Origin of the sequence: Glutamicibacter sp. NPDC087344, from assembly GCF_044744225.1 — a bacterium.
Taxonomy (GTDB): Bacteria; Actinomycetota; Actinomycetes; order Actinomycetales; family Micrococcaceae; genus Glutamicibacter.
Genome location: NZ_JBIUXY010000008.1, coordinates 30,840 through 54,912, shown reverse-complemented (window position 1 = coordinate 54,912; position 24,073 = coordinate 30,840). Strand labels below are relative to the sequence as shown.

Genomic DNA, 24,073 nt, shown 5'->3' with positions numbered 1-24,073 from the left:
TGCACGGGCGAACCACTCCTGCAGATTCAGGGGGTGCGTCCAGGGGATGCGGGTCCAGCGGAGCCGATCGCTCTAGGCACGCAGGCAACCCGCCGAGGGGTCCTGCGAAATGATGACCGCTGGGAAGTCATCAGGTAACTGGTTGTACTTTCAGCGCTTTGCGATCGGGCATCCTTGGTAGTAATACTGTCCAGCATAACTTGTTCGGGCGGAATTCAGCGGTTTGCCGATCTCAGCCCACCGTTTCAAAGTGGATCTTGCGGGTGCGCGGATCTGCCTCGACAAGCCGAACCTCGATCAAGGTGCCAGCTCGTGCAGGGCCGCTGAAGCTTCCGGTGATCGGCTCGGAGACCAGCTGAAGCTGGCCGGGTTTGTTTTTGCCGTTGCCTGTGGAATCCACGTCGGCCTCCCGTGTTCCGGTTAATACGATGGCCTGGAACTTCTCGCCGATCCGATGCTGGAGGCTGTAGGCCTCCAACAGATCCACCGCCGCGCGGGCGACCTTGTTGGCGGCCGCGGAGCTGGTGCGCATCAGCCCGGGAAGCTGATCGAGGCTTTGATGCAATGCTTCCGGGAGCGGCTGGCCGGTGGAAACCAGGTAGCAGGTGAGCAGGACAAAACGGTCCACGAGCCGGCGCAAGGGGGCCGTTGTGTGGGTGTAGAGCGCGGCCAAGGCCGACTGGATGAGTTCAGATTCCGGTTGCCCGTTGATGACCTGGTAGTCGGCTCCGCGGAACAGCGAGGCGGCGCGATGCATGATCACCAGCTGACGCGGATCGCCAACATCCAGCGTGTGCAGGTATTCGCCGTAGCTGATGTCGGTTGGCCATGGATGCCCCAGTAGTTGGGTCTGTTTCCGGAATGCGGCCAGATCCCTTGGATCCGGTGGTGGCATGGTGCGCAGGATGCCGGTTCGGGCCGTGAGCATGAGTCGAGCGGCGGCAATTCCGGTCAGCAAGGAGATCTGCGCGTTATATTCTTCGAGCGGCAACGGGGTGCGGCTGACCAGCTTGTATCCAGGGCCTTGGGGAACAATTTCTTGATCGGGCAGGCGCAATGAGGCGCCACCGCGTAGCCGTTCCTGCACCAACCGAGCTCGACCGATTTCGGCCAAGAGCTGCAACTGCTCGTTTGAAACACCCTCGTCCAACTGCTGCTGGGCGGACTCATAATCCAGTTGCGCCCTGGAACGAATGCGGGTGCGGGTTAGTTCGACGGTGCCCAGGGCCCCGTGGGAATCGAGGCTGATACGCCAGTGGAAGGCCAGCCTGGTGGCCTCCGGGAGCAGCGATCCGCGGTCTTCTGAGATCAGCGGCGGGTAGAGGGTAATTTTGCGTTGCGGCAGGTAAAAGGTTTGACCGCGCTCCCGGGATAATTCATCGAGCAGGCCACCGAGCGCAACAAAGGCCGGGACGTCGGCAATGGCGTAGTGCACCAGGTAACCGGTATCGGTTCGTTCCAGGTACATCGCCTGATCAAGGTCGGTGGCTCCGGGGGGATCAATGGTGAAAAACGGGAGGCCGGTGTCGTCGTTTTCTGGCACCGGGAGGTTTGCCACGGCTTCTTCGGCCGCTCGCAGGGCCTGATCCTGAAAGTCCCCGGGAACCTCGAACTCGGTTTCCAAGGACTCTAGCAACTGTGTCAGGTCACTCGCGGCCCCCTGCCGCGGGGGAAGGATGCGTTGATCGGTCACTGGTACGGTACCTGCCTGTCCTGTTGGACGGATGAGCCGGATTTCGTCTGGCTGTTCGGGCCGGTGACGAAACCCGGGATGGTACTACCTCAACCTACAGGCTCTTCGGGCTTCCACCTAGGTTCAGTGCATGATGACGTGTTGTTTTTGGCAAGTAGCGGGCCTGGCGGCGGGTAGCGGGTAAAACAATCGGCCGCCCTGGCAGGTGCTAGGGCGGCCGATGAATTCACGAAAAACGGTTTCCGTGGAAAGCCGATTACTGGGCGAAGCCGACGCGACGTACTTCCTCCGGGCCAACTTCCACGTAGGCGATACCGGCGGCCGGTACCAGGACCTCGCGGCCCTTGGGGTCGGTCAGGGATAACACCGAACCGTCGGCAATGGCCGCAGCGAGCTTCTCATTAACTTCTGCGTTGCTCAGTTCGGACTCGAGTACAACTTCGCGGGCTACGTTCTGAATGCCAATCCGGATTTCCATGATTGTTGTTGATCCTCTCGAAAAATGTGTCCCCTACACGAAGGGACCCTCTGCCACTAATCTAGCTACTTTTCCTTGGGGAACTGGGAAATTCCGCGCCAAGCTAAACGTGAGATCAGGTCGACGGCTGTTTCTTGATCCACCGCGTCGTCGCTGGTGGCCCAATAGCGGGCCGAAACCTGGGACAGTCCGGCCAGTGCACGCCCGGCCAGCAGGCCTTCTTCCTCGTTCAGGTCGGTGTCTTTAACAACCACCTTTGAAATCGAGGTGGCGAGGTTGTTGTTGAATTCTTCGATGCGCGCCGAGATGAGCGGGTCGGACAGCACATCTGATTCAAAAATCAGGCGGTAGGCCTGGGACTCGCTTTTGATGTATTGGTAGTAGGTGTTGATTGTGGCAAACACACGCTGCCGGTTGTCGTCTGTGGAGAGAATGGCTTCGTCCAGGCGTCGGCTGAAATCGGCAAGGTGCGAGTCCAGCAAGGCAAGATACAGTTCGCGTTTCCCTGGGAAATGCTGGTACAGAACTGGCTTGGAAACCTTCGCCACATCGGCAATGTCATCCATGGAGGCTCCGTGATAGCCGTTCCCCACAAATACTTCGTGGGCCGCCGCCAGGAGCTGGCGGCGCCGTGCTTCCCGCGGCATCCGCTGCGTACGATTTCCCTTGAGCGCTTCTACTTCAGCCATGTCGGCCCCGACCTTTCAACCTGCTGTAATGCTCCGCCCACGTCATTGTGGATTTTAAAGAATATTCAGGAGCCTACTTGCAAGTAGTATTCCACGCATCCACCGAGAACGGTAACTTCACACGTGTTTAAAGGGTGGTGCGTTAGGCGGTGCGCGCGCTGGGATCCACCGGGCACGTCGCGGGAAGCGGGGTGCTGGTTTGACCAACAGGTTCGTTCAGTTCCAGCCCGTAGAGAGTTTCCAAGGCGGAAACATATTCGGCCGTGCGCCCCTCGGAGGCAAGCTCGCGGGCGCGAACCGTCGGAATGTGCAGCAGCTGGCGCATCATCCGGCGCATGGCCAGCTCTACTTCGTCCGCCGCGGCGGTGCAGCCGTGTTGGGCGCGCACACGCGCCACCTCGGCATCCAATACCGTTTTGGTGTGCTGGCGCAGGGCTACGATGGCGAAATCTGCTTCGCGTTCACGTTGGGCGGCGGAGAATTCCTTGGCCGCTGTCTTGACGATGCGACTGGCATCATGCACGGCCAACGCCTGATCGGTGGGGGCCGCCATGCGTACAGACTCCAGGGTGATCAGATCAACGTCGCTCATTTCGACAAGCTCAGGATCAAAATCATGGTTCAGTGCCATATCGATAGCGATCAACGGGTGATTTTTCACCCGCAGCGCTTGGAGGGTGACACGATCCAAGCGGTGGCCCCCGCCGGAACAACCGACGATAATATCCGCTTCGCGCAGTGCCTGGGGCAGCAGCTCATCACTCAGTGGGAAACCACCGCGTTTGCCGGTGAATTCCGCTGCACGTCCCGAACTGGAATATACCGAAATGCGCTCGACACCGCGTTCTTTGAGCAGGGCCATGGTGGCACCCGCATAGGATCCCGTGCCAAAAAGCACCACATTCTGGTCGGCCCAGTCGGTGGCCTCGTTGGTGAGTTCTTCGGCTAAATCCAAAGCGACCGCAACAACGGATTTTCCCTGGCTGCCGAGGTTGGTGTTGCTCCCGACGTCCTTGGCCGCGCGGGTGGCGTTCTGGAATAGCCGGGTGAGATTGCTGGTTGTGGTTTTTTCTTGCTGCGCCTGGGTCAGTGCGCGGCGGACCTGTCCGGCGATTTCACGTTCACCGACTACCGCAGAGTCAAGCCCTGCACCGACGGAAAAGAGATGCTCGATGACCGGGTCGCCTTCCAGCGTGGTTAGCTGGCGGGCCAAGAACTCGGCGCTGAGCTCGGTGCTGGCCGCGAGCTGGCCGACCAGGTGATCGGTTGCATCCTCTACGTGCTCTACGTCTGCGTAGACCTCGAAGCGGTTGCAGGTGGCCAGGACGACGGCACCGTTAATAGCTGCCGAACCGTTAACGGAGGCAGTTGCCAGCCCGCCGGCCGAGGCGCTAATTTGTGCCACGGTCTCAAGGTCGAGCTGCGAGTGCGATGCGACAAGAGATAAGAAAACCACAATGACCCTAGGTTAAGCTTCGCGGGCCAGTTAAACAACGCAGGTCTACCTAACGTCAAGCCCCTGCAACCTGTTAATTTCATGCGTTAATCTGCCGGTCGTCCCAGCCTTTGATGCTCGACCCGTGTCCGGCCAAATGGGCTTTAAAGGGAAGAATTGGCAGAATTGAGTCATGACTCTGTCGCAGAACCATCCGATGATCGATGGACGTACCCGAGATTCCGCTTTGATTCAGGCCTTGACGGGCCGTGAGCCATCACACCACCCGGTCTGGTTCATGCGTCAGGCGGGGCGTTCCCTGCCCGAATACCTGAAGCTGCGCGAGGGTGTCAGCATGCTTGATTCGTGCCTTGACCCTGCGATGGCAAGTGAGATTACTCTCCAGCCGGTGCGCCGGCACAACGTCGACGCCGGAATTTTTTTCTCCGACATTGTGATCCCGTTACGCCTGGCGGGAATCGCAGTGGACATCGTTCCCGGTGTTGGTCCGGTGCTGGAGACCCCCATCCGCACCGCACAGCAAGTTGCACAGCTTCCTGAACTTACCGATGAAGCGCTGGAACCAATTCGCCAGGCCGTGGCGCTGACCGTAGCCGAGCTGGGACGCACCCCGCTGATCGGTTTTGCCGGGGCGCCGTTCACCGTGGCCGCCTACATGGTGGAGGGCAAACCAAGCCGCGACCACCTGGGTCCGCGCACCTTGATGCACACCGACCCTCAGGTCTGGGACGGGTTGATGTCCTGGGCCGCGGACGCCTCGGGCAAATTCTTGCGGGCTCAGATCGAGGCCGGAGCCTCCGCGGCCCAACTGTTCGACTCCTGGGCTGGTTCGCTCTCGCTTCCTGATTATCAGAAGTTTGTGGCGCCGTATTCGTCCCGCGCCCTGGATTTCGTCCGCGACCTGGGTGTTCCGCTGATTCATTTTGGCACCGGAACCGGTGAACTGCTCGGCGCCATGCGTGATGTGGGTGTGGACACCGTGGGTGTCGACTACCGGATCCCGCTGGGCACCGCCATCGAACGGCTCGGCCAGGGTGTTTCGGTTCAGGGCAACATCGACCCGGCGCTGCTTTCGGCCCCGTGGGAGGTCCTCGAAGCCCATGTGCGTGAGGTGATCTCCAGCGGCAGCCGGGCCCGCGGGCATGTGGTGAACCTCGGACACGGGGTTCCGCCGACCACCGATCCGACGGTGCTGACCCGGGTGGTTGAGCTGATCCACTCCCTGTGAGCCCAGCACGACTAAGCTAGGTTTTACAGGCCTCAGCGCGCAAGCGGCCTTCGGGCAACAGTCCCCGGATTATCCCGCTTGCGCGGCAAACGATCTACAAGGCAGAAGGTGCAACGGTACGTGAGCAAGGACCAGCGTAGCGAAACCCCCGCGGACCTCACGAGCAAGGCGTCGGTGGCGAAAACCCGGCGCGCAATCACCTCCGATGCGGCAGCCCACGCGCTGAGGCTGCTGGAGAAGGTGCGCAACGCCACCGAGGCGCAGTCGGCTAAACGCGCCGCCAAGGACGCCGCTGACTTAGCCCCGCACGCAGTGGTGATCGGTGGCGGGATTGCAGGTCTGGTGGCGGCCAGGGACCTGCGTCAAACCGGCCATCGGGTGACCGTGCTTGAAAGCAGCAACAGTTTCGGCGGGTGCGTGCGGCACGCAGAAGTCGCCGGCCTGCAGCTGGACGCCGGGGCTGAATCGTTCGCGGTGCGCGGTGGCACCGTCGCCGCCTACCTGGATGAATTGGACCTGTCGGACGCTATCGCCGCGACGTCCGGGGCGAACGCCTGGTTGATCCACGGTGATGGCGAGAAGAACCTCGCCCATCCGCTGCCTGCCACCGCGCTCATGGGAATTCCGGGCACGGTGCGCAGCGATGAGGTGCGCCAGATTATTGGCCGCACCGCCACCGTGCGGGCCGCGGCGGACCTGATCACGCCGATGAGCAAAAAATGGGCGACGGAGAAGCTGTCGCTGGCCGAAGTGGTCCGCTCGCGGATGGGGCAGTCGGTCCTCGACGAGTTGGTGGCACCAGTGGTCAACGGGGTGTATTCCACCGATCCGGCACAGCTTGATATCGACGTGGCCGCGCCGGGGTTGCGACAGGCCATGCAGTCCACCGGGTCGCTGGCGCGCGCCGTGACGCAATTGCAGTCACTGGCTCCGGCCGGTTCAAGAGTCGCAGGGCTTCAGGGTGGAATGTTCACCATGATCCACGCGCTGACCGGTGCGCTGCAGGGCTCCGGTGTCGCGTTGGTCCGCAACTCGCCGGTCACCGAGGTCAGCCGCGACCCGCAGGGGGACCAACCGTATACCGTTCATACCCTGGGGCACGAACTGAAAGCAGACCGGGTGGTGATTGCCACCCCGGCGGCGGCCGCACTTGAGCTGCTGAACCCGCTGCTGCCGCAAACGCAACAGATCCAAGCCCAGGCCGAGAATAATTCGATCGCTCTGGTGATGCTCGTGGTCGACAAACCGGAACTGGATGACGCTCCGCGCGGTTCCGGGGTGCTGGTCTCTCGCAACGCGGGCCTGAAGGCCAAGGCGCTGACCCATGCCACCGCCAAATGGCCGTGGCTTGCCGAGGAAGCCGGCCCGGGAACCCACGTGGTGCGCCTGTCCTTCGGTCGCATCGGGGAGCACGAACCGCTTGTCGAATCCGGTGATGATCAGGCACTGGTGGAACAGGCGGTCAAAGACGCTTCAAAGATTCTTGGTGTTCAATTGCACCAGGATGACGTGTTGGGCAGCTCGATATCCCGATTTAGTGACATGGTGCCACTCCAAGGCGGTGCCGCTGCCCAGCGCCGCGAGAAGGTCGCACAGGCCGTACAGGACCTGGAGGGCCTGGACGTGGTTGGCGCCTGGTTAGCCGGGACCGGGTTATCCCGGGTGATCGCTCAGGCTCGCCGTGCGGTGGCCATCAGCGCCCGCTAACGCGCAGCAGAATCCAAAAACTTTTAGTACCAAGCTCAGATCAGCAGATCCAAGGAGAACACACCAGTGAGCAACGCACCGGAACACAATTCGCCCGTTATCCGCGAACGCGAAAACGCCGGGGACAACCCAACCTTCTTCTACACCCTGTGGACCATTTTCAAACGGTCGACCGCGGTGCAGCGCTCTGCGGACGCGGCGGGCGACTTCGAGACCCTGGTGGAGCAGCTGGCCGCCGAGGGAGCGGTGGTGCGCGGGATCTACGATGTGTCGGCAATGCGCGAAGACGCGGACATCATGCTCTGGGTTCATGGCCCATCGGCCGAACTCTTGCAGGCATCCATGCGAAAGATTCGCCGTTCGGCCCTGCTGGCCGGGACCGAGATCGTGTATTCCACCATGGCCGTGCATCGTGAAGCAGAATTCGCCAAGGACCACTCACCGGCCTTCGCTCGCGGCGTGCAGGCCAAGGAATGGATGACGGTGTACCCGTTTGTCCGCTCCACCGACTGGTACACCATGGATCCTGCCGCCCGCGGAAAGATGCTGCGTGACCACGGCATCTTGGGTCGCGAGTTCCCCAACGTGCTGGCCAACACCGTGGCCGCCTTTGCGTTCAGCGACTACGAATGGCAGATCTGCCTCGAAGCAGATGACATGATCGACCTGGTTGATATGATGCGCCACCTGCGGTACACCGAGGCCCGCCACCACGTGCGCGAAGAGACCCCGTTCTACACCGGCCGGCGCATCTCGGCCGCCGAAGCACTTGAGGTGCTTCTGTGAGCCAGTCTTTCGATCCGCGTACCGGCTACGATCAGTCCGGGCGTATGATTCCGAAGGCCTACGACGCAATTCTGCTTGCATCCTTCGGCGGCCCGGAGGGCCAGGATGACGTGATCCCGTTCCTGCGTAATGTCACCGGCGGGCGTGGTATCCCGGATGAACGCTTGGAAGAGGTTGCGGTGCATTACCGCAAAAACGGTGGTGTTTCCCCGATCAACGCCCAGAACCGGGCGCTGAAGGCGGCCCTGGAAGCCGAACTGGCCGCGCGCGGCCTGGACGTGCCGATCTACTGGGGCAACCGCAACTGGCATCCGTTTGTCAACGATGTCCTGGAACAGATCGCGGCTGACGGGCATCGCAAGGTCCTGCTGATGGGCACCGGAGCCTACTCGGGGTATTCGGCCTGCCGCCAGTACCGCGAAGACCTGGGCATGGGGTTGCGCGCCACCGGTTTGGAAGGGGTGCTTGAGGTCGACAAACTCCGTCAGTTTTATGACACCCCGGCGTTTGTGCAACCGTTCATCCAGCAGCTTCCGGCTTCGCTGGCCTCGGTCCGCGCGCAGCTTGAGGCGGACGGAACTCCCGATGCGCCGATCAAGATCGTGTTTGTGACCCACTCGATTCCGATGAGCGACGCGGATGCCGCCGGCCCGGAAGCGATCCGCGGCACGCTGAGCGAAAATCTGTATACCGCCCAGCACCGTGCGGTGGCCGAACACATCCTGGCCAACGTGCCGGAGGCCGCGGGTCTGGAACACACCCTGGTGTACCAGTCGCGCTCCGGGGCGCCGCATACCCCGTGGCTGGAACCCGATATCAACGACTGGCTGGAAGAAGAAGCCGCCGCCGGTCTGGCCGGCGCGGTCGTGGTTCCCATCGGCTTCATTTCCGATCACATGGAAGTGCTGTGGGACTTGGATACCGAAGCCAAGGACACCTGCGCCGAACTTGGTGTGGCCTTTGCCCGCGTCCCGACCCCGGGCACGCACCAGGCCTTTGTCTCCGGCTTGGTGGACCTGGTGGAAGAACGCCTGGCAGGTCCTGGCGGGGCCGCCCTGCGTGAAGGGCGAGTCACCGAGGTGGCCGGCGGCCCCTGGTTCGACGTCTGCCGTCCGGGGTGCTGCGAGAAGCTCGCGCTGGACGGGACGATGCGTCCAACCATCGCCGCGGTGGATTCCGAGGTTGGGGTACCGCAGGCATGAGCGAGGTTTTTCGTGTAGGCACCCGCGGCAGCGCCTTGGCGACCACCCAGACCGGGTGGGCAGCCCAGCAGCTGGCTGAGCTTTCCGGGCTCGCGGTTGACACCGTGCTGGTCAAAACCGAGGGTGATGTTGTCACCGGTTCATTGGCGAGCCTGGGGGGCACCGGAGTGTTCGCCGCCGCGCTGCGCCACCACCTGGTTGACGGCGGGTGCGACCTGGCCGTGCATTCGCTCAAGGATCTGCCCACGGTGCAGCCCGAGGGGCTGGTGCTCGCCGCCATCCCGCCGCGCGAGGATGTGCGTGACGCGCTGTGCGCGCGGGATTCGCTGGGCCTTGATCAGCTGCCGGAAGGCGCGATGATCGGCACCGGATCCCCGCGTCGCGCCGCGCAGCTGCGTGCCTACCGGCCGGACCTGAACGTCGTGGACATTCGCGGCAACGTACCCACCCGGCTGGGCCGGGTTAAAGGCGTGGGGGATACCCACGACGACGGCAGCGTGGGTCGTGCCACCCAGGGTGATCTGGATGCGGTGATCCTGGCTGCCGCGGGAATGCGCCGGTTGGGACTGGAGCAGCACATCACCCAGTATTTGGATCCATCCATCATGCTTCCGGCCCCCGGGCAGGGTGCGTTGGCCCTGGAGACCCGTACCGCCGGTACCGGTCATCCAGCGCTGGATGAGGCGTTGACCCGTTTCGACGACCTGCACACCCGGTTGCAGGTGGAAGCCGAACGCGCGCTGCTCAACGCGTTGGAAGCCGGCTGCGCCGCTCCCATCGGCGCCTTGGCCCGGGTGGAGGGTGAACTGCTGATTTTGGATGCGGTTGCCTGCAACCCCGACGGATCGCAGGTGATGCGCCGCAGCGCCCAGGCGCCGCTGGGTGATGTCGCCGCGGCCCGAAGCCTGGGCCGTGAACTGGCCGTCGGCATGCTGGCCGACGGTGCGGCACAAGTCGCCGGGCTGGCGTAGTCCAACCGATGGGTTATCAGGCTCTGATCCTGCGCGAGCCGGCGCGTGCCGCCGCGACCGTGCAGGAATTTGATCGGCTGGGTATCACCTCGTGGTGCGCCCAGCTGATCGAAACCATCTGGCCTGAAGACACCGCCCAGCTGGAGCGCCTGACCGAAAACCTCGCACGCGGCGGCTCTGGATGGTTGCTGCTGACCAGCGTCACCACGGTGAATGTGCTGCGTGAAGTGCTTAGCGGGCGCAGCCTGCCTGGTTCGCTGAATGTGGCGGCGGTCGGCTCGAAAACCGCGCAGGCCGCTTACGAGCAGCTCGGTACCGCGGTGGACTTCCAGCCGCGCCAGCAATCCGCCGCGGGCATGGTCCACGAGTGGAAACCCGAGCCCGGCTCGCACATTTGGTATCCGCACGGGGACTTGGCAAGCAGCACGCTCAGCGACTTTCTCCGGCTGCTGCCGGTGAACCTCAGCGAGGTCATCGCCTACCGCACCGTGGATGCCGGAACTCCTGGTCGCCCGGTGGGCACCGGGAACATTCCGCAAGGCCTTCAGCTGCTTGACCCCGGACAGATTGGTGCGAAACTCAAAGAGCTGGATCTGGTGGTTTTCAGTGCCCCGAGCATCGTACGGCGTTTTAGGCAATTGATGGATGGGACATTGCCTGCGCAGGTGAATACCCTAGCCATCGGGGAACCCACGGCCCGGGCGCTGAGCACGGCCGGGTTGCCGGTGAGCATCACCGCACGCTCTCCGGGTCCCGACGGACTGGCCCAGGCGGCACGCACGGTGTTGGGCATCGGGTAAGGCCTCGCGCCGCAGATGAACTTTTTCATAAAGCAACAGTAGAACTGGAGATATGAAGCCATGGGTTTCCCTCAGCATCGACCACGCCGCCTGCGGCAGAACCCTGCCATCCGCGCGCTGGTGGCCGAGAACCAGCTGAACGCACGCCAGCTGATCTTGCCGGCCTTTGTCCGAGAAGGAATGAGCGAACCAAACGAGATCACCTCGATGCCCGGGGTGTACCAGCACACCCTGGACAGCCTCAAAGCGGCCGCCGAGCAGGCGGTCACGCTGGGTGTTGGCGGCATCATGCTTTTCGGAATCCCCGCCGAACGGGATGAAAACGGTTCGGCGGGCATCGACCCGCAGGGCATTTTGAACCGCGGGATCGCCGCCGTGCGGGCAGAAGTAGGCGATGAGCTGGTGGTGATGTCGGATGTCTGCCTGGACGAATTCACCTCCCACGGCCACTGCGGGGTGCTGGATGCCAAGGGGGCCGTGGACAATGATGCCACCTTGGAAATTTATGCTCAGATGGCAGTCGTCCAGGCACAGGCCGGCGCTCACGTGCTCGGCCCTTCGGGCATGATGGATGGGCAAATCGGCGCCATCCGCGAGGCGCTGGATTCACAGGGCCTGCAAGAGACAGCGATCCTTGCCTACAGCGCCAAGTACGCCAGCGCCTTCTACGGCCCGTTCCGCGAGGCGGTGGATTCCCAGCTCACCGGGGACCGCCGAACCTACCAGATGGATGCGGCCAACCGCCGCGAAGCCGTGTTGGAAGCAGAGCTGGACATTGCCGAGGGCGCGGACATGATCATGGTGAAACCTGCCATGAGCTACCTGGATATTGTGCGGGATATCGCCGAGATCTCCCCGGTCCCGGTCTCCGCCTACCAGATTTCCGGCGAGTATTCGATGATCGAGGCAGCTAGCGCGAACGGTTGGATCGACCGCAAGGCCGCCGTGCTTGAATCCCTGCTGTCCATCAAACGTGCCGGGGCCCAACAGATTCTCACGTACTACGCAGCCGAAGTTGCCGGCTGGCTTAAGGAAGGTAAATAAACGTATGTCGAACTCTGAAAAGCTGTTTGCCGAGGCCCGCGAGGTTATGCCTGGCGGGGTGAACTCCCCGGTGCGTGCCTTCGGTTCGGTCGGCGGAATCCCGCCGTTTATGGTGGGTGCCAAGGACGCCTACCTGACCGACGCCGATGGCAAAGAATACGTGGACTTGGTCTGCTCCTGGGGTCCGGCGTTGCTGGGACATGCACACCCGGAAATCCAGGCGGCCGTTCACGCAGCGGTGGACCGCGGCCTGTCCTTCGGGGCGTCCACCCCGGACGAAGCCAAACTGGGGCAGCTGATCAAGAACCGCATGGGCGGTGTTGAACGCCTGCGCATGGTCTCCACCGGCACCGAGGCGACCATGACCGCGGTGCGCCTGGCGCGCGGGTTCACCGGCCGTGAACTGATCGTGAAGTTCTCCGGCTGCTACCACGGCCACCTCGACGGCCTGCTGGCGGATGCCGGTTCCGGCGTGGCCACCTTGGCCCTGCCCGGCTCCGCGGGAGTCACCGCTGCGACCGCGGCGCAGACCCTGGTGCTGCCGTATAACGACCGGGCCGCCGTTGAAGCGGCGTTCGCCGAACATGGTGCCAACATCGCGGCGCTGATCACCGAGTCCGCCCCGTGCAACATGGGGGTGGTGACCCCGCAGGAGGGATTCAATAAGTTCCTCAAGGAAACCACCGCCAAGTATGGCGCCCTGCTGATCGTGGATGAAGTGCTCACCGGGTTCCGGGCCTCGGACGCCGGCTACTGGGGCCTGAGCGGTCGTGTTGAAGGCTGGAATGCAGACCTCTACACCTTCGGCAAGGTCATCGGCGGCGGCCTGCCGACCGCGGCCCTTGGCGGACGCGCGGACGTGATGGACTACCTTGCCCCGCTGGGTCCGGTCTACCAGGCGGGCACCCTCTCGGGTAATCCGGTTGCGATGGCCGCTGGTATTGCCCAGTTGGAGAACGCCACCGCGCAGGTGTACAGCTTCCTGGAACAGCAGTCAGACACCCTGCAGCAGGCAATCACCTCGGCCTTCAACGCCGAGGGCCTGGATCACTCGATCCAGCGTGCCGGAACCCTGTTCTCGGTTGCTTTTGGCACCTCGGCCAATGGTGTGCACAACTACGCCGATGCCCAGCAGCAGGAAGCCTTCCGTTACGCACCGTTCTTCCACTCAATGCTGGATTCCGGGGTCTACCTGCCACCGAGCGTGTTCGAAGCCTGGTTCGTCTCGGCAGCCCATGACGACGCGGCAATGGACCGAATTATCTCGGCACTGCCGGCGGCGGCTAAGGCGGCTGCGGCGGCCACGGCCTGACTCAGTGCATCGCGGGTCTCCTGTCGCAGGCGCACCCGCGGTGCGCGTCGGGAATTAAGCTGCGAAAGGCGGGGTCCACACCACAAAATCTTGTGGTGTGGACCCCGCCTTTCTTGATGCCTAAGTGACTTAGAACGCTGGGATGACGCTGCCGTCGGTCCAGGTGGTTTCGATGAATTCGCGAACCTCGTCCGAGCGCAGCAGTTCATCAAGCTTGGCGATGGCAGGGGTCTCTTCACCTTCACGCCAGGTCAGGAAGTTGGCGTTCGGGTTGTTTTCGCCGGACTCCTGAGCCAGGATCTCCTCCTTGTTCAGCTTCGCCTGAACGATGAAGTTGCCGTTGATCACGGCAATGTCGACCGAGTCATCCTTGGTGTAGTACTGCGGAACCTGCTCGGCGTTAACCTCGTCGAACTTCAGTCCCTTCGGGTTCTTCGCCTTGTCATCCGCTACGGTCAGCACCGAATCGGTGTCCTCCAGGCCGGAGAGCAGGCCGGCGGCCTCCAGCACACGCATGCCGCGCAACTGGTTCACCGGATCGTTGTTCAAGACCACGCGGGCGCCTTCGGTAACCTCGTCAGCGGAGTTGAACTTCTTCGAGAAGACGGTCATAGGCTCCACGTGGATGCCCGCACCGTGCGCGAACTTGTAACCCTTTTCGGCAACTTCGGTCGCCAGGTACTTCTCGGTCTGGAAGTAGTTGGCATCCAGGGATCCGTCGGCCAGCGAGGTGTTTGGGGTGACGTAGTCATCGATTTCGACGACCTCAAGGTCGATACCGGCGTCCTTGGCCAGGTTCTCGTCAATGAAGTTCAAGATCTGAGCCTGCGGAACCGGGCTGCCGCCGACCTTGACTACTACCGGGTTCGCTGGATCCAAGGCCTGGGCCGAAGCATCGGCCGGGGCATCGCTGCCACCGCAGGCGGAGAGGGCGAAGATAGCTGCAACACCGGTTAGGGCAAGAGCGAGCTTTGTGCGCATAACGTTGTTTCCTTTAGGTTTACGAGCCGTGAAGCCCGTGTGCGAGTGAATTGTTGCCTAAGAAAATAGTTCCCGGGCGAGCACCGAAAAGTCCGGTGGAAGTTTTAGCGGTGATCAACCTTGCGGGCGATCAAATCGCCGATGATCTGGACAACCTGCACCATCACAATGATGATGACGATGGTGAGGATCATGATTTCAGGGTTGTAGCGGGTGTAGCCGTAGGTGTAGGCCATACGTCCCAGACCGCCACCGCCAACCAGGCCGGCCATGGCGGAGTAGCCGATCAGTGTGACCACCGTGGTGGTGACGGCCGCGACGATGCCTGGCATCGCCTCAGGAATCATGACCTTGCGAATCACCTGCATCTTGGTTGAGCCCATCACCAGGGCCGCATCGACCTTACCCGAGGAGACATCGCGCAGGGCGGTTTCTACCAGGCGGGCAAAAAATGGGATGGTGCCGATGGTCAGCGAGACCGAGGCCGCGATGGGCCCCAGCGAGGTTCCGATAATCATGGCGGAGAAGGGGATCAACGCCACCATCAGGATCGCAAAGGGGATCGAACGGGTGATGTTGACGATGATCCCGGACAGGATCACGTTCAACCAACGCACCGGGGTCAATCCGTCTTTTCCGGTTGCATGCAGCAAGATGCCCAGCAGCAAGCCGATGGCCACGGTGACAACACCGGAAATGAGGACCATTTCCAGGGTTTCCCAGGTGGCGGTCAACATGGCCTTCTGGACGGTGGGAGTGAGGAAATCCATGAGTTTACTTGGTTCCCTTCACGGTGACGGCAATGCCGTTCGACTTCAGATAAGTGATAATTGACTCGACATCTGCATCTGCCGGGAGCTGGATCCGCAGGTGAGCGTACTGCTGTTCGCTGAGCTGCTCCACGGAACCGGCCAGGACATTGACATCCACGTTGAAGGTGCGGGCGACCGAGGAAATGACAGGTTCGGTTGCTTGATCCCCGGTGTACAGCAGGTCAAGGATCGGGCCAGGCCCGGCAGAGCGTGGTGTGTCGCCGGGCAGCGGCAGCAGGGTCTGCGCCAAACGGCCCTGGGCATTGGTGATCACCGAGGCAATGTCGCCGTGCTCCACAATGAAGCCACCCTCTAGCAGCGACACCGAATCGCAAGCCTGTTTCACCACGTGCATTTCGTGGGTGATGATCAACACCGTGATGTTCAGGCGATCACGCAGCTCCTTGACGAGGTCAAGAATTTCGTCGGTCGTTTTAGGATCCAGTGCACTGGTGGGCTCATCGCACAGCAGTACATCCGGGTCGGTGGCCAGTGCGCGGGCGATGCCGACTCGCTGGCGTTGTCCACCGGATAGTTGCGATGGGTAGGCCTTGGCGAATTTGCTCAGGCCTACAAGTTCCAAGAGTCCAGCGACCTTGGCTTCAATCTCTTTTTTGGGGGTACCGGTCAGCTCGAGCGGGTAGCCCACATTCTGTTCGGTGGTTCGTGAATCAAAGAGGTTAGCGTGCTGGAAAACCATACCGATCCGGCGGCGAGCATCGCGCAGTTCTTCGGCGCTGACGTTTGTCAGTTCCTTGCCGTTGACCGCAACGGTTCCGGAGGTTGGCTGGTCGAGCAGGGTCAAGCAGCGCACCAGGGTGGATTTACCTGCGCCCGAATGCCCCACGATGCCATGAATTTTTCCGGTAGGGACTTCAAGGCTGACCCCTCCGAGGGCAACAACGTCATTGTTTCCCTGGCGGTAGACCTTGCGCAGGTCACTAACTGTGATCACTAGGCGTGTTCCTTCAGATTCTCAAAGGGTGTAGAGAGTACCCTCCATTTAACCATCATCGAACAAAATCGCCCGAATGATCCTTTGAGGATGGTAATCATACTTAATATCCACCCTTGGGTCGCGCCCTATCGAATATCATTCGCGTGAACGGGCCAGAGGATGCATGAATGGCCTATCGGTGGGAGTGCTGAAGGCTCCTGAGGTGCCCGTGAGGTGAATTACTTTCTGAAAAAACTTTCACGGGCGCCTTGGCACCTAGTCATCTTTGATAGGCCAGGCGCCATCAACTACTGCATCCGGCTTGCTCTTGCGCAGATACGTTTGGAAACTTTCGGCCTGCTCCCTGGCCCACCCAATCTGCCAGCCGTGCAGTACCTGCGGGTCGACCTGCAACTGAGGGTATTTTTCCGCGATAGCCCGGGCGACGGCAACGCAGGCCACAGCGTCGGCAAACGAGGTGTGAGCGTTTTCCAGGACTACGCCGTAGTGATCGCAGGCGGCGGCAAGGGTGCGTTTACCCTTGCGGAACTTGTCTACCTGTTTGTCGATGATAAATGGATCAATCACGTTGCCGGGAATGAAGGGCGGCAACTCATAACGCAGTGCTTCGGCGTGAAGCACCGAAAAATCGTAGGAAGCATTGAAGGCAATCAGTGGCGCTTGTTCGGCGGCGAACGCGAGCAACCCCAAAATTTCACGAACCGCCTGGAGTGCGGGAATGCCCTCGGCGCGGGCCTTTTCGGTCGAAACCCCGTGTACGGCCGTTGCCGCCTCAGGAATCTCAATCCCTGGGTTCACCAACCACTCGCGCTGGTTCACAATGTTCTTTTGCGCGTCAAGTAGCACTACCGAGGCCGTGACGATTCGTGCGGTTGCGGTGTCGACGCCGGTGGTTTCCAAGTCAAAGCCTACGGCGAGGCCGTTTTGCCATTCAGTCATACCTCCACGCTACAGCCCCATGCCGACAGGTTGGGTGTTGGACGCACCTGTTGTGGATCAACGGACTCGACTTGGCACAATGGAGTTATGACTCAAGCCCCGAGGCGCACTTCCCTGACCTTCCCCGAAGCCGTCCATGAGCTGGCGCAACTGATTCCGGCCGGTGCCGTGTTGAGCTACGGCGATGTTGCCGAATTGCTGGGCAGTGGCTCTGCACGACAGTCAGGAAAAGCCATGGGCGCCGCCCCGGATGGGACACCGTGGTGGCGGATCCTGCGCGCCGATGGAACCATCACCGAGGCATTGGCGACACAGGCTAACCTGCACTGGGAAGCGGAAGGCCTATCGAAATCTGGCCGGCGAATCAGCATGAACGACAAACGGTGGAATCCCACCCCCGCACAGTGGGAGCTGATCGATGGGTTGCGTGTGGCGTTGGGAAACCCAAAAATGTCTGAGGTAGATGATCAACTATGAGTATGCATGATGAACCCGCAGCAGAGCAGAACCCGCTACGTGAGGCTTTGATCGGTGCCCGCACCCCGACACTGATCACCGGTGCTCCGGGCACAGGGAAAACCACCGCGCTCATTGAAACCGCGGTGGCCCGGCTTGAGGACGGGCTGGATCCGCTGTCACTGTTGATTATCGCCCCCACACGTTTAAGCGCTGCGTCCATCAGGGATGAGCTCAGCCGCCGTGCCCAGCGCACCTTCACCGAACCTGTGGTCCGCACCTGGTCCGCTTACGCCTTTGACCTGATCCGCCGGGCGCGCGTGGAGGGGCTTTTGCCATTTCTTGAGCGCTCTCCGCGGCTGCTTTCGGGTCCCGAGCAAGATACCTTGATCGGCAGCCTGCTAGAAGGCCACACACAGGGCCTCACCCCAGGACCGGGGTGGCCCACGGAGCTTGATCTTGCGGTACAGACCAGGGGTTTTCGAAAAGAACTGCGCGAGTTTTTCGACCGGGTGTCCGAGCTGGGGCTGGAACCGGCCGACATCGCGGACTACGGGCAGTTGGCGGCACGCCCCGAGTGGATCGCTTCGGCCGTTTTTTATCAGGAGTACCGGGACCTGCTCGACCTAGGCAACGCCGAAGCCTTTGACCCCGCCGGGCTCATCACCCGCGCAGCGCAGATCCTCGAAGAGAACACCGAATTCCTGCACGCCGAACAAGACCGGCTCAAACTGATTCTCGTTGATGACCTGCAAGAAGCCACCCTGTCGCAGCACCGGTTATTAGCGCTGCTGGGCCGCGACCGATCCCTGCTGGCCTTTGCCGCGCCAGACAGTGTGGTTCAAGGATTCCGTGGCGCCAGAACCGATCAATTGCATCACTTCGCCTCCCGATACTCCAGTGCTCAAGACGCCCGGATCCTGGAATTGAGCACCGGCTACCGGATGAGCCCGGAAATCACCGTAGCCTGGCAACGTATTGTGCGGCATATTCCGGTGGCCACCGGAACCCACGGACGCGCAGTTGAGCCAGCACCGAATGCCGGCCCCGGGGTTGCCCAGGCACTCACCTTTGAGAATTCAACCCTCGAAGAGCGTTTTATCGCCCAGCGAATCGTTCAGCTGAATCTCTTTGAAGGCAGGGATCTCTCAGAGATCGCCGTCGTAGTTCGAAACGGTTCCCAGGTTCGTTCGCTCAGCCGCTTTTTGGAAGGGCAAGGCATTGCAATTCAGGTGCCGCCGGCCGAGATCCCGCTGAAAGACGAAGCCGCCGTACGCCCATTGCTTGACCTGCTGGAATTGGCCTTCGCAGATGGTGTCAGCGATGACGCATTACTGATGCAAAACCTGCTGCTCTCGCGATACGGGATGAGCACTGCCTTGGAAATTCGTCGTCTCCGCCAGTTGCTGCGCCAGCAAGAATCGGCCCGCGGAGGGCGGCGCTCCAGCCAAGAACTACTTGAAGCATGCCTAACAGACCTAGAACTTGCCGCAGATCTAGGCAAACCGGCATTCGGCCTGCAACGCCTGCTGAAAATGTTCACGGCCTTGCGAGAAGAACTTGCCACGGGTACCGCCACCCCCGAAACCGCTCTGTGGGTGATGTGGGAAGCCTCCGGCCGGTCCAAGGCATGGCGTGAGGAAGCCTTGGGCACCGGAACCACGGCACGCCGTGCGGATCACGACCTCGACGCCGTGCTGTCCCTGTTCCAAGCCGCCGAACGGTTTGTCGACCAACTTCCCGGTGCCAGCGTACAGCAGTTTATCGAGCACATCATGCATCAAGAACTTCCCATGGACTCGTTGGCCAGCCGGGGCGGAGGTGCAACACATGTGACCGTGCTGACTACCGCTGCCGCCGCCGGTAAACAATGGCCGATTGTTTTTATTCCGGGACTGCAAGAAGGGTCATGGCCCAACCTCAGGTTGCGTGGCGAACTTCTTGGGTCGAATGCGTTAGCGGACGTGGTTGAGCATGGCATAGATTTTTTGAGCACACGAACCCCAACACACCTGATCCGTCAGATCCGCAGCGACGAATTGCGCAGCTTCAGCAACGCGGTCTCCCGTGCCTCGGCGCAACTGATCTGCACAGCGGTGGACAACGAAGACTCGCAACCCTCCTCCTTCATGGACCTCGTGGACCCGCCGGGAGCCGAAGGCCGTGCACTGACACCGGTGCCACGAATTCGCGCGCTGCCGGCACTAGTTGCCGAGCTGCGTAACACCGCCGAGCGGGCCAAGGCCGCTGACTTGGGGGCGATCGCCCCACCGCCGCAGGTCAACGCCGAAGACCTGTATCAGGATGCCGCCCAGGTGCTCGCAGATCTGGCGACCTCACCACATCCGGTTCGCGGAGCACACCCCTCCTCATGGTGGGGCATGCTCCCACTGAGCAGCCACGGTCCGGTGATCCCCGAGGGACAACCACGACGTGTATCACCGTCCAAGGTTGAAACGCTGATCAAGTCGCCCCTGAACTGGTTTGTGCAAAGTGCCGGCGGAACCGCGGCCCATGATTTCGCGGCCTCGTTGGGCACACTGATCCACTCGATCGCCGAAGAGCACCCGGAAGCCAGCAGCGCGGAATATGAGCAAATCCTCGAAGCACGCTGGCCAGAACTTGAAAAATTGGATAACTGGGAAGGCCAGCGCGACTTTGACCGGGCCAATCTGATGCTCAAGAAGTTCGCGCAATACTGCGTCGCTACCCGGCAAGAAGGACGCACGCTTGTCGCCAGAGAGCTTTCCTTTAATGTGGAGGTTCCCGGCGCGGAGCAGGGTGTGCAAATTCGGGGAATTATCGACCGTGTCGAAGCCGATGCCCAGGGCAGGGTCACCGTCGTTGACCTGAAAACCGGTGCCTCGGCACCCAGTAAAAACGACGTCCTGGAACATGCCCAATTGGGTGTATATCAGACGGCCATTCAGCTCGGCGCATTACAGGAACACCCGGAAACGAAGGGGCTTTCGGATGACCCGGCCGGAGCCAGCCTCGTGTATGTGGGGACCTCCGCCAAGAGCCCGGCGCTACGTGATCAACCTGCCCTGGGAGAAGACGACTGGGCCCGCAAACTGATCTTGGAAGCCGCCGAATTGATGGGGCAAACCGAATTCACCACCAGGCATGTGGCTGGATCGGCAGGCCTCATGGGCAGCTGCACCCTCCCCGAAATTTGCCCGTTGTGCACCGAAGGACGTCAGGTTACCGAACCATGAGCACTATCAAGTACACCCCGCAAGAACTCTCAGAGGCGCTGGGGGAGAAGTTCCCACCGACCGAGCAGCAAGCCAAGATCATCAGCGCTCCGCTGGAACCAATGCTGGTGATAGCTGGCGCGGGATCGGGAAAAACCAAAACCATGGCAGACAAGGTCGTCTGGCTGGTCGCCAACCAACTGGTGCGGCCGGAAGAAATCCTCGGTGTAACCTTTACCCGCAAGGCGGCCGGTGAATTGTCCGTGCGCATTCGCGCCAAGATTGCCCAACTCGTAGCCACCGGGCTGCTGAGCGAGGAAACGACCAGGGACTTCTTGGATCCTGCGGTTTCCACCTACCATTCCTACGCCAATACCCTGGTGCAAGACCACGGGTTGCGCCTCGGGCTGGAAGAGGATACCGTGCTGCTGGGAGCCGCGCAGTCCTGGCAACTGGCTCATACGGTGCTCGAAAGCTACACCGGTGACTACCACCACCTGAACAGCGCCACCAGCACGCTGATCGACGCCATCGTTTCGTTTAGTTCCGAAGCCGCCGAACACCTATTGACCGCTCCGCAGGCTCACCAATGGATCGACGATCTGGTGCTGAGGCTCAAAACCCTGCCGATGGATCCAGAGAAAAACAAGGCCCCCACCCAGGTGGCGCTGAAACTCATCGACAAGTTGGCCTCTCGCGCCACCATCGCTGAACTAGCGGAGGAATACGCCCTGGCGAAAAAGAAGCTCGGGGTCATGGACTACGGCGATTTGGTGGCGCACGCTGCGACCATCGCTGAGCAGGTCCCCGCCGCGGCGCTCGCCGAACGAACCAGCCACAAGGTGGTGTTGCTGGACGAATTCCAGGACACGTCCCATGCCCAGATGGTCTTGTTTTCCGAGCTATACGGTCAAGGCCACCCGGTCACCGCCGTGGGAGATCCGAACCAGTCGATTTACGGATTCCGCGGGGCCAGCGCCGGACAGCTCTTCCGATTCCCGGAAAAGTTTCCGATCCATACTCCCGCTGGCCGGGAATTGGCTCACGTCAACCATTTGACGATTGCCTGGCGCAACACGGTTAACGTCCTGGAGGCCGCTAACAGCATCACCGGCGGGGGAGCGCAGCAGGCTTCCGGCCCGGTGGCGGTGAAACCGTTGGAACCATCGGCCTTCGCCCAGCCCGGACGGGTGGTTCTCAATCGTTGCGCCACGGTCCGGCAGGAAGCCGAAGCAATCGCCGATTTGATCCAAGCCGAAGGGTTTGTCGGCGCCGACGGCCAGGTGATCACCAGCGCTGTGCTCTCCCGCAACCGTGGACAGCTGGCTTCCATGGCTGAAGTCCTTGACGAGCGCGGCATCAGCTACCAGTTTGTTGGCCTTTCCGGTTTGCTCAGCACCCCGGAACTTACCGACTTGGTTGCCTGCCTGCATGTACTGGTGGATCCGCTGCGTTCGGACAAACTGATGCGGCTGCTCGCCGGTGCACGATGGCGGCTGGGCGCTGCCGACCTGACGGCATTTGCCGATTGGTCGCGCCAGCTGGAACGGCGCCGCGCCCGTGGCCTGAATCCGGTGCAGGATTCGCAGGGCAACGGTGCTGAAACCGAGCAGACCCTCGAAGCGGTGCGTGCTGAACTCAACGACGGGGCCAGCTTGGTGGAGGCCCTTGACTATCTGCCGCCGGAGAACTGGACAAGCGGGGATGGACGCCAGCTGAGCGCGGAAGGGCGCGCTCGACTGTCTGCGTTGCGTGAAGAACTTGCGACCCTGCGATTGTTGGCCAATGACGATCTGCCGACGCTGATTCGTGAAACCGAACGGGCCATGAATCTGGATATTGAGGTCGCGGTGAGACCGTGGATCGAACGTGATAAATCGCGCGCCAACTTGGACGCCTTTGCCGACGTTGTGCACGAATATTGCCGCAACGCCCCGCGGGTTGAACTAGCAGGCTTCTTGATGTGGCTGGAGCAAGCGGCCGAGAAGGAGAAGGGGCTTCCGTTGCCAGGCGAGGACGCAGATCCCAGGGCCGTGCAGTTGCTCACCGTTCATGCGTCCAAGGGCCTTGAATGGGACACCGTGGCGGTGATGTCGATGAATGAGGGGGTCTTCCCGGGCGCTAAATCTGATCGTTGGACCAGCGGAGACAAGGCGGTGCCGTGGCCATTGCGAGGGGACGCGCGGGATCTTCCGCAGTGGGACACCGATCAGTCATCTCTCAAGGAATTGCTCGACGCCGAATCGGTGTTTAGTTCAGCGGTGGAAGACCATCATATTGCCGAGGAACGCCGGCTGGCTTACGTTGCAGTGACCCGGGCTAAAACCCTGCTGATCTGCAGCAGCAGCGTTTGGACAAATAGCCGGACCAAACCCAGCGAGCCGTCGCTGTTTTTCACCGCACTGTTGCCGCTGACCGAAGGGGACACCCCGCGGGCGCAGCTTGGGGTCTGGGTGGCGGACGAGGACGCGCCCGAACAGAACCCCAGCCGTGCGACACCATTGGAAGCAACCTGGCCTTATGATCCGCTAGCCGGACCGGAAATTCGTGGTGGGGTGCAGAAGAGCCCGCACCCGTATTCCCGCCGCAGCGTGCTCCAAGAATTAGCGCACGATGTTTTGACACCCGCCGCCGAGCGCAAAATCAGCACCGACGTCGGACGAGCCTGGGCTGAAGAAGCCAAGCGTCTGATGGCCCAACGAGAATTTTTGGCCAACCGGGACCGTGGAATTGAAGCACCCGAGCATGTGCGTGCCTCGCTCTTTGTGGAACTTGCCGAGGATCCAGTGGAGGTCTTGGAGAACCTCCGGCGCCCGGTTCCCCGCCGCCCCGGGCTTGCGGCCCGCCGCGGGACGGCCTTTCACGCGTGGATCGAGGAGTACTACGAGAAGACTTCCATGCTGGATCTGGGAGACATCATGGAACCGGCCGACAACTACCTCGACGAGGCGTTAGACCTCGCGTCCATGAAGGAAGCTTTTCTTGCCAGTGAATGGGCTAAACTGCAGCCGGCATATGTGGAAGTACCCTTGGAAACGCGTGTTGGCCCGGTGGCGGTACGTGGCCGGATCGATGCGGTGTTCCGTCTCGAGGACGGCTCGTGGCTGATGCTGGACTGGAAGACCGGTAGGGTGCCATCCGGGAAGGACCTCAAAAGCAAACTCGTCCAGCTTGCCGTCTATCGACTCGGCTGGTCGAGGCTTCACTCAATTCCCTTGGATCAAATCAAGGCGGCTTTCTACTATGTTGCCGCGGGGGTCACAATCCATGCAGAGTACCTCGCTGGCGAGGCGGAGCTTGAAGAGATGATCACTAGCGCGTTCGACAAGTTATCCACCGGTGAACCGGTGAGCCTGGGCTAGCT

The 24,073-nt window shown here is 61.6% G+C and carries 19 protein-coding genes; 11 read left to right on the top strand and 8 right to left on the bottom strand.

The features are described 5' to 3' along the window. Positions 1-232 precede the first annotated feature (232 nt). From ACIOWL_RS14810 to ACIOWL_RS14795, 4 genes are all read right to left on the bottom strand, one after another. Positions 233-1,693, bottom strand: coding sequence for an RNB domain-containing ribonuclease (locus ACIOWL_RS14810; RefSeq protein WP_400386647.1), 1,461 nt, complete (start codon positions 1,691-1,693; stop codon positions 233-235). Positions 1,694-1,949: 256 nt separating this feature from the next. Continuing rightward, a complete protein-coding gene (locus tag ACIOWL_RS14805; RefSeq protein WP_400386644.1) occupies positions 1,950-2,171 on the bottom strand; it encodes a DUF3107 domain-containing protein in 222 nt (73 codons plus the stop codon). Between the two features lie 65 nt (positions 2,172-2,236). Then, entirely contained in the window at positions 2,237-2,860 is a 624-nt protein-coding gene (locus tag ACIOWL_RS14800) for a TetR/AcrR family transcriptional regulator (protein ID WP_400386642.1), read from the bottom strand. Positions 2,861-3,002: 142 nt separating this feature from the next. Then, positions 3,003-4,316: a glutamyl-tRNA reductase gene (locus ACIOWL_RS14795; RefSeq protein ID WP_400386640.1), complete on the bottom strand. Its 1,314-nt coding sequence runs from the start codon at positions 4,314-4,316 to the stop codon at positions 3,003-3,005. A 172-nt stretch (positions 4,317-4,488) separates the two neighbouring features. Between ACIOWL_RS14795 and hemE the strand changes: the two genes are divergently transcribed. The 8 genes from hemE to hemL all read left to right on the top strand — a co-directional run bounded on the left by hemE (position 4,489) and on the right by hemL (position 13,366). Further along, complete coding sequence (gene hemE, locus ACIOWL_RS14790) at positions 4,489-5,544, top strand: uroporphyrinogen decarboxylase (RefSeq protein WP_400386637.1); 1,056 nt, start codon at positions 4,489-4,491, stop codon at positions 5,542-5,544. Positions 5,545-5,664: 120 nt separating this feature from the next. Then, positions 5,665-7,251 carry a protoporphyrinogen oxidase gene (gene hemG / locus ACIOWL_RS14785; RefSeq protein WP_400386634.1) on the top strand — a complete coding sequence of 529 codons (1,587 nt, stop codon included), beginning with the start codon at positions 5,665-5,667 and terminating at the stop codon, positions 7,249-7,251. Between the two features lie 99 nt (positions 7,252-7,350). Continuing rightward, positions 7,351-8,037 carry a hydrogen peroxide-dependent heme synthase gene (hemQ, locus tag ACIOWL_RS14780; protein ID WP_400387060.1) on the top strand — a complete coding sequence of 229 codons (687 nt, stop codon included), beginning with the start codon at positions 7,351-7,353 and terminating at the stop codon, positions 8,035-8,037. Beyond that, positions 8,034-9,239: a ferrochelatase gene (locus tag ACIOWL_RS14775; RefSeq protein ID WP_400386632.1), complete on the top strand. Its 1,206-nt coding sequence runs from the start codon at positions 8,034-8,036 to the stop codon at positions 9,237-9,239. The genes hemQ and ACIOWL_RS14775 overlap by 4 nt, the downstream gene beginning before the upstream one ends. Further along, on the top strand, positions 9,236-10,210 hold the full coding sequence (hemC, locus tag ACIOWL_RS14770) for a hydroxymethylbilane synthase (RefSeq protein WP_400386629.1): 975 nt from the start codon (positions 9,236-9,238) through the stop codon (positions 10,208-10,210). Before ACIOWL_RS14775 ends, hemC begins: the two co-directional genes overlap by 4 nt. 8 nt (positions 10,211-10,218) lie before the next feature. After that, positions 10,219-11,010, top strand: a complete 792-nt coding sequence (locus ACIOWL_RS14765) for a uroporphyrinogen-III synthase (protein ID WP_400386627.1) — start codon at positions 10,219-10,221, stop codon at positions 11,008-11,010. A gap of 60 nt (positions 11,011-11,070) precedes the next feature. Continuing rightward, positions 11,071-12,054: a porphobilinogen synthase gene (hemB, locus tag ACIOWL_RS14760; RefSeq protein ID WP_400386625.1), complete on the top strand. Its 984-nt coding sequence runs from the start codon at positions 11,071-11,073 to the stop codon at positions 12,052-12,054. A 4-nt stretch (positions 12,055-12,058) separates the two neighbouring features. Next, the gene (gene hemL, locus ACIOWL_RS14755) at positions 12,059-13,366 is read left to right on the top strand and encodes a glutamate-1-semialdehyde 2,1-aminomutase (RefSeq protein WP_400386622.1); all 1,308 of its coding nucleotides are present in this window, start codon (positions 12,059-12,061) and stop codon (positions 13,364-13,366) included. A 129-nt stretch (positions 13,367-13,495) separates the two neighbouring features. Here the strand turns inward: hemL and ACIOWL_RS14750 are convergent, their stop codons facing one another. The 4 genes from ACIOWL_RS14750 to ACIOWL_RS14735 all read right to left on the bottom strand — a co-directional run bounded on the left by ACIOWL_RS14750 (position 13,496) and on the right by ACIOWL_RS14735 (position 17,056). After that, positions 13,496-14,347: a MetQ/NlpA family ABC transporter substrate-binding protein gene (locus ACIOWL_RS14750; RefSeq protein ID WP_400386619.1), complete on the bottom strand. Its 852-nt coding sequence runs from the start codon at positions 14,345-14,347 to the stop codon at positions 13,496-13,498. A gap of 104 nt (positions 14,348-14,451) precedes the next feature. Then, positions 14,452-15,117: a methionine ABC transporter permease gene (locus tag ACIOWL_RS14745; RefSeq protein WP_400386617.1), complete on the bottom strand. Its 666-nt coding sequence runs from the start codon at positions 15,115-15,117 to the stop codon at positions 14,452-14,454. A gap of 4 nt (positions 15,118-15,121) precedes the next feature. Then, positions 15,122-16,114: a methionine ABC transporter ATP-binding protein gene (locus ACIOWL_RS14740; protein WP_400386614.1), complete on the bottom strand. Its 993-nt coding sequence runs from the start codon at positions 16,112-16,114 to the stop codon at positions 15,122-15,124. 258 nt (positions 16,115-16,372) lie between these two features. Beyond that, positions 16,373-17,056, bottom strand: a complete 684-nt coding sequence (locus tag ACIOWL_RS14735; RefSeq protein WP_400386611.1) for a 3'-5' exonuclease — start codon at positions 17,054-17,056, stop codon at positions 16,373-16,375. An 87-nt stretch (positions 17,057-17,143) separates the two neighbouring features. Here ACIOWL_RS14735 and ACIOWL_RS14730 point away from each other — a divergent pair, with 87 nt between their 5' ends. From ACIOWL_RS14730 to ACIOWL_RS14720, 3 genes are read left to right on the top strand one after another with little or no spacing between them, the layout of a single operon-like run. Next, complete coding sequence (locus ACIOWL_RS14730; protein WP_400386608.1) at positions 17,144-17,533, top strand: MGMT family protein; 390 nt, start codon at positions 17,144-17,146, stop codon at positions 17,531-17,533. A gap of 2 nt (positions 17,534-17,535) precedes the next feature. Continuing rightward, on the top strand, positions 17,536-20,730 hold the full coding sequence (locus ACIOWL_RS14725) for an ATP-dependent helicase (protein ID WP_400386605.1): 3,195 nt from the start codon (positions 17,536-17,538) through the stop codon (positions 20,728-20,730). Further along, on the top strand, positions 20,727-24,071 hold the full coding sequence (locus ACIOWL_RS14720; protein ID WP_400386602.1) for an ATP-dependent helicase: 3,345 nt from the start codon (positions 20,727-20,729) through the stop codon (positions 24,069-24,071). The genes ACIOWL_RS14725 and ACIOWL_RS14720 overlap by 4 nt, the downstream gene beginning before the upstream one ends. The last annotated feature ends 2 nt before the right edge of the window (positions 24,072-24,073 follow it).

Bases quoted from the DNA above. Each gene is read 5' to 3' on its own strand.
- hemE (WP_400386637.1), top strand. From the start codon at position 4,489: ATGACTCTGTCGCAGAACCATCCGATGATCGATGGACGTACCCGAGAT.
- ACIOWL_RS14800 (WP_400386642.1), bottom strand. From the start codon at position 2,860: ATGGCTGAAGTAGAAGCGCTCAAGGGAAATCGTACGCAGCGGATGCCG.
- ACIOWL_RS14730 (WP_400386608.1), top strand. From the start codon at position 17,144: ATGACTCAAGCCCCGAGGCGCACTTCCCTGACCTTCCCCGAAGCCGTC.
- ACIOWL_RS14765 (WP_400386627.1), top strand. From the start codon at position 10,219: ATGGGTTATCAGGCTCTGATCCTGCGCGAGCCGGCGCGTGCCGCCGCG.
- ACIOWL_RS14805 (WP_400386644.1), bottom strand. From the start codon at position 2,171: ATGGAAATCCGGATTGGCATTCAGAACGTAGCCCGCGAAGTTGTACTC.
- ACIOWL_RS14745 (WP_400386617.1), bottom strand. From the start codon at position 15,117: ATGGATTTCCTCACTCCCACCGTCCAGAAGGCCATGTTGACCGCCACC.
- hemC (WP_400386629.1), top strand. From the start codon at position 9,236: ATGAGCGAGGTTTTTCGTGTAGGCACCCGCGGCAGCGCCTTGGCGACC.
- hemB (WP_400386625.1), top strand. From the start codon at position 11,071: ATGGGTTTCCCTCAGCATCGACCACGCCGCCTGCGGCAGAACCCTGCC.
- ACIOWL_RS14720 (WP_400386602.1), top strand. From the start codon at position 20,727: ATGAGCACTATCAAGTACACCCCGCAAGAACTCTCAGAGGCGCTGGGG.
- ACIOWL_RS14750 (WP_400386619.1), bottom strand. From the start codon at position 14,347: ATGCGCACAAAGCTCGCTCTTGCCCTAACCGGTGTTGCAGCTATCTTC.
- ACIOWL_RS14735 (WP_400386611.1), bottom strand. From the start codon at position 17,056: ATGACTGAATGGCAAAACGGCCTCGCCGTAGGCTTTGACTTGGAAACC.
- ACIOWL_RS14725 (WP_400386605.1), top strand. From the start codon at position 17,536: ATGCATGATGAACCCGCAGCAGAGCAGAACCCGCTACGTGAGGCTTTG.
- hemL (WP_400386622.1), top strand. From the start codon at position 12,059: ATGTCGAACTCTGAAAAGCTGTTTGCCGAGGCCCGCGAGGTTATGCCT.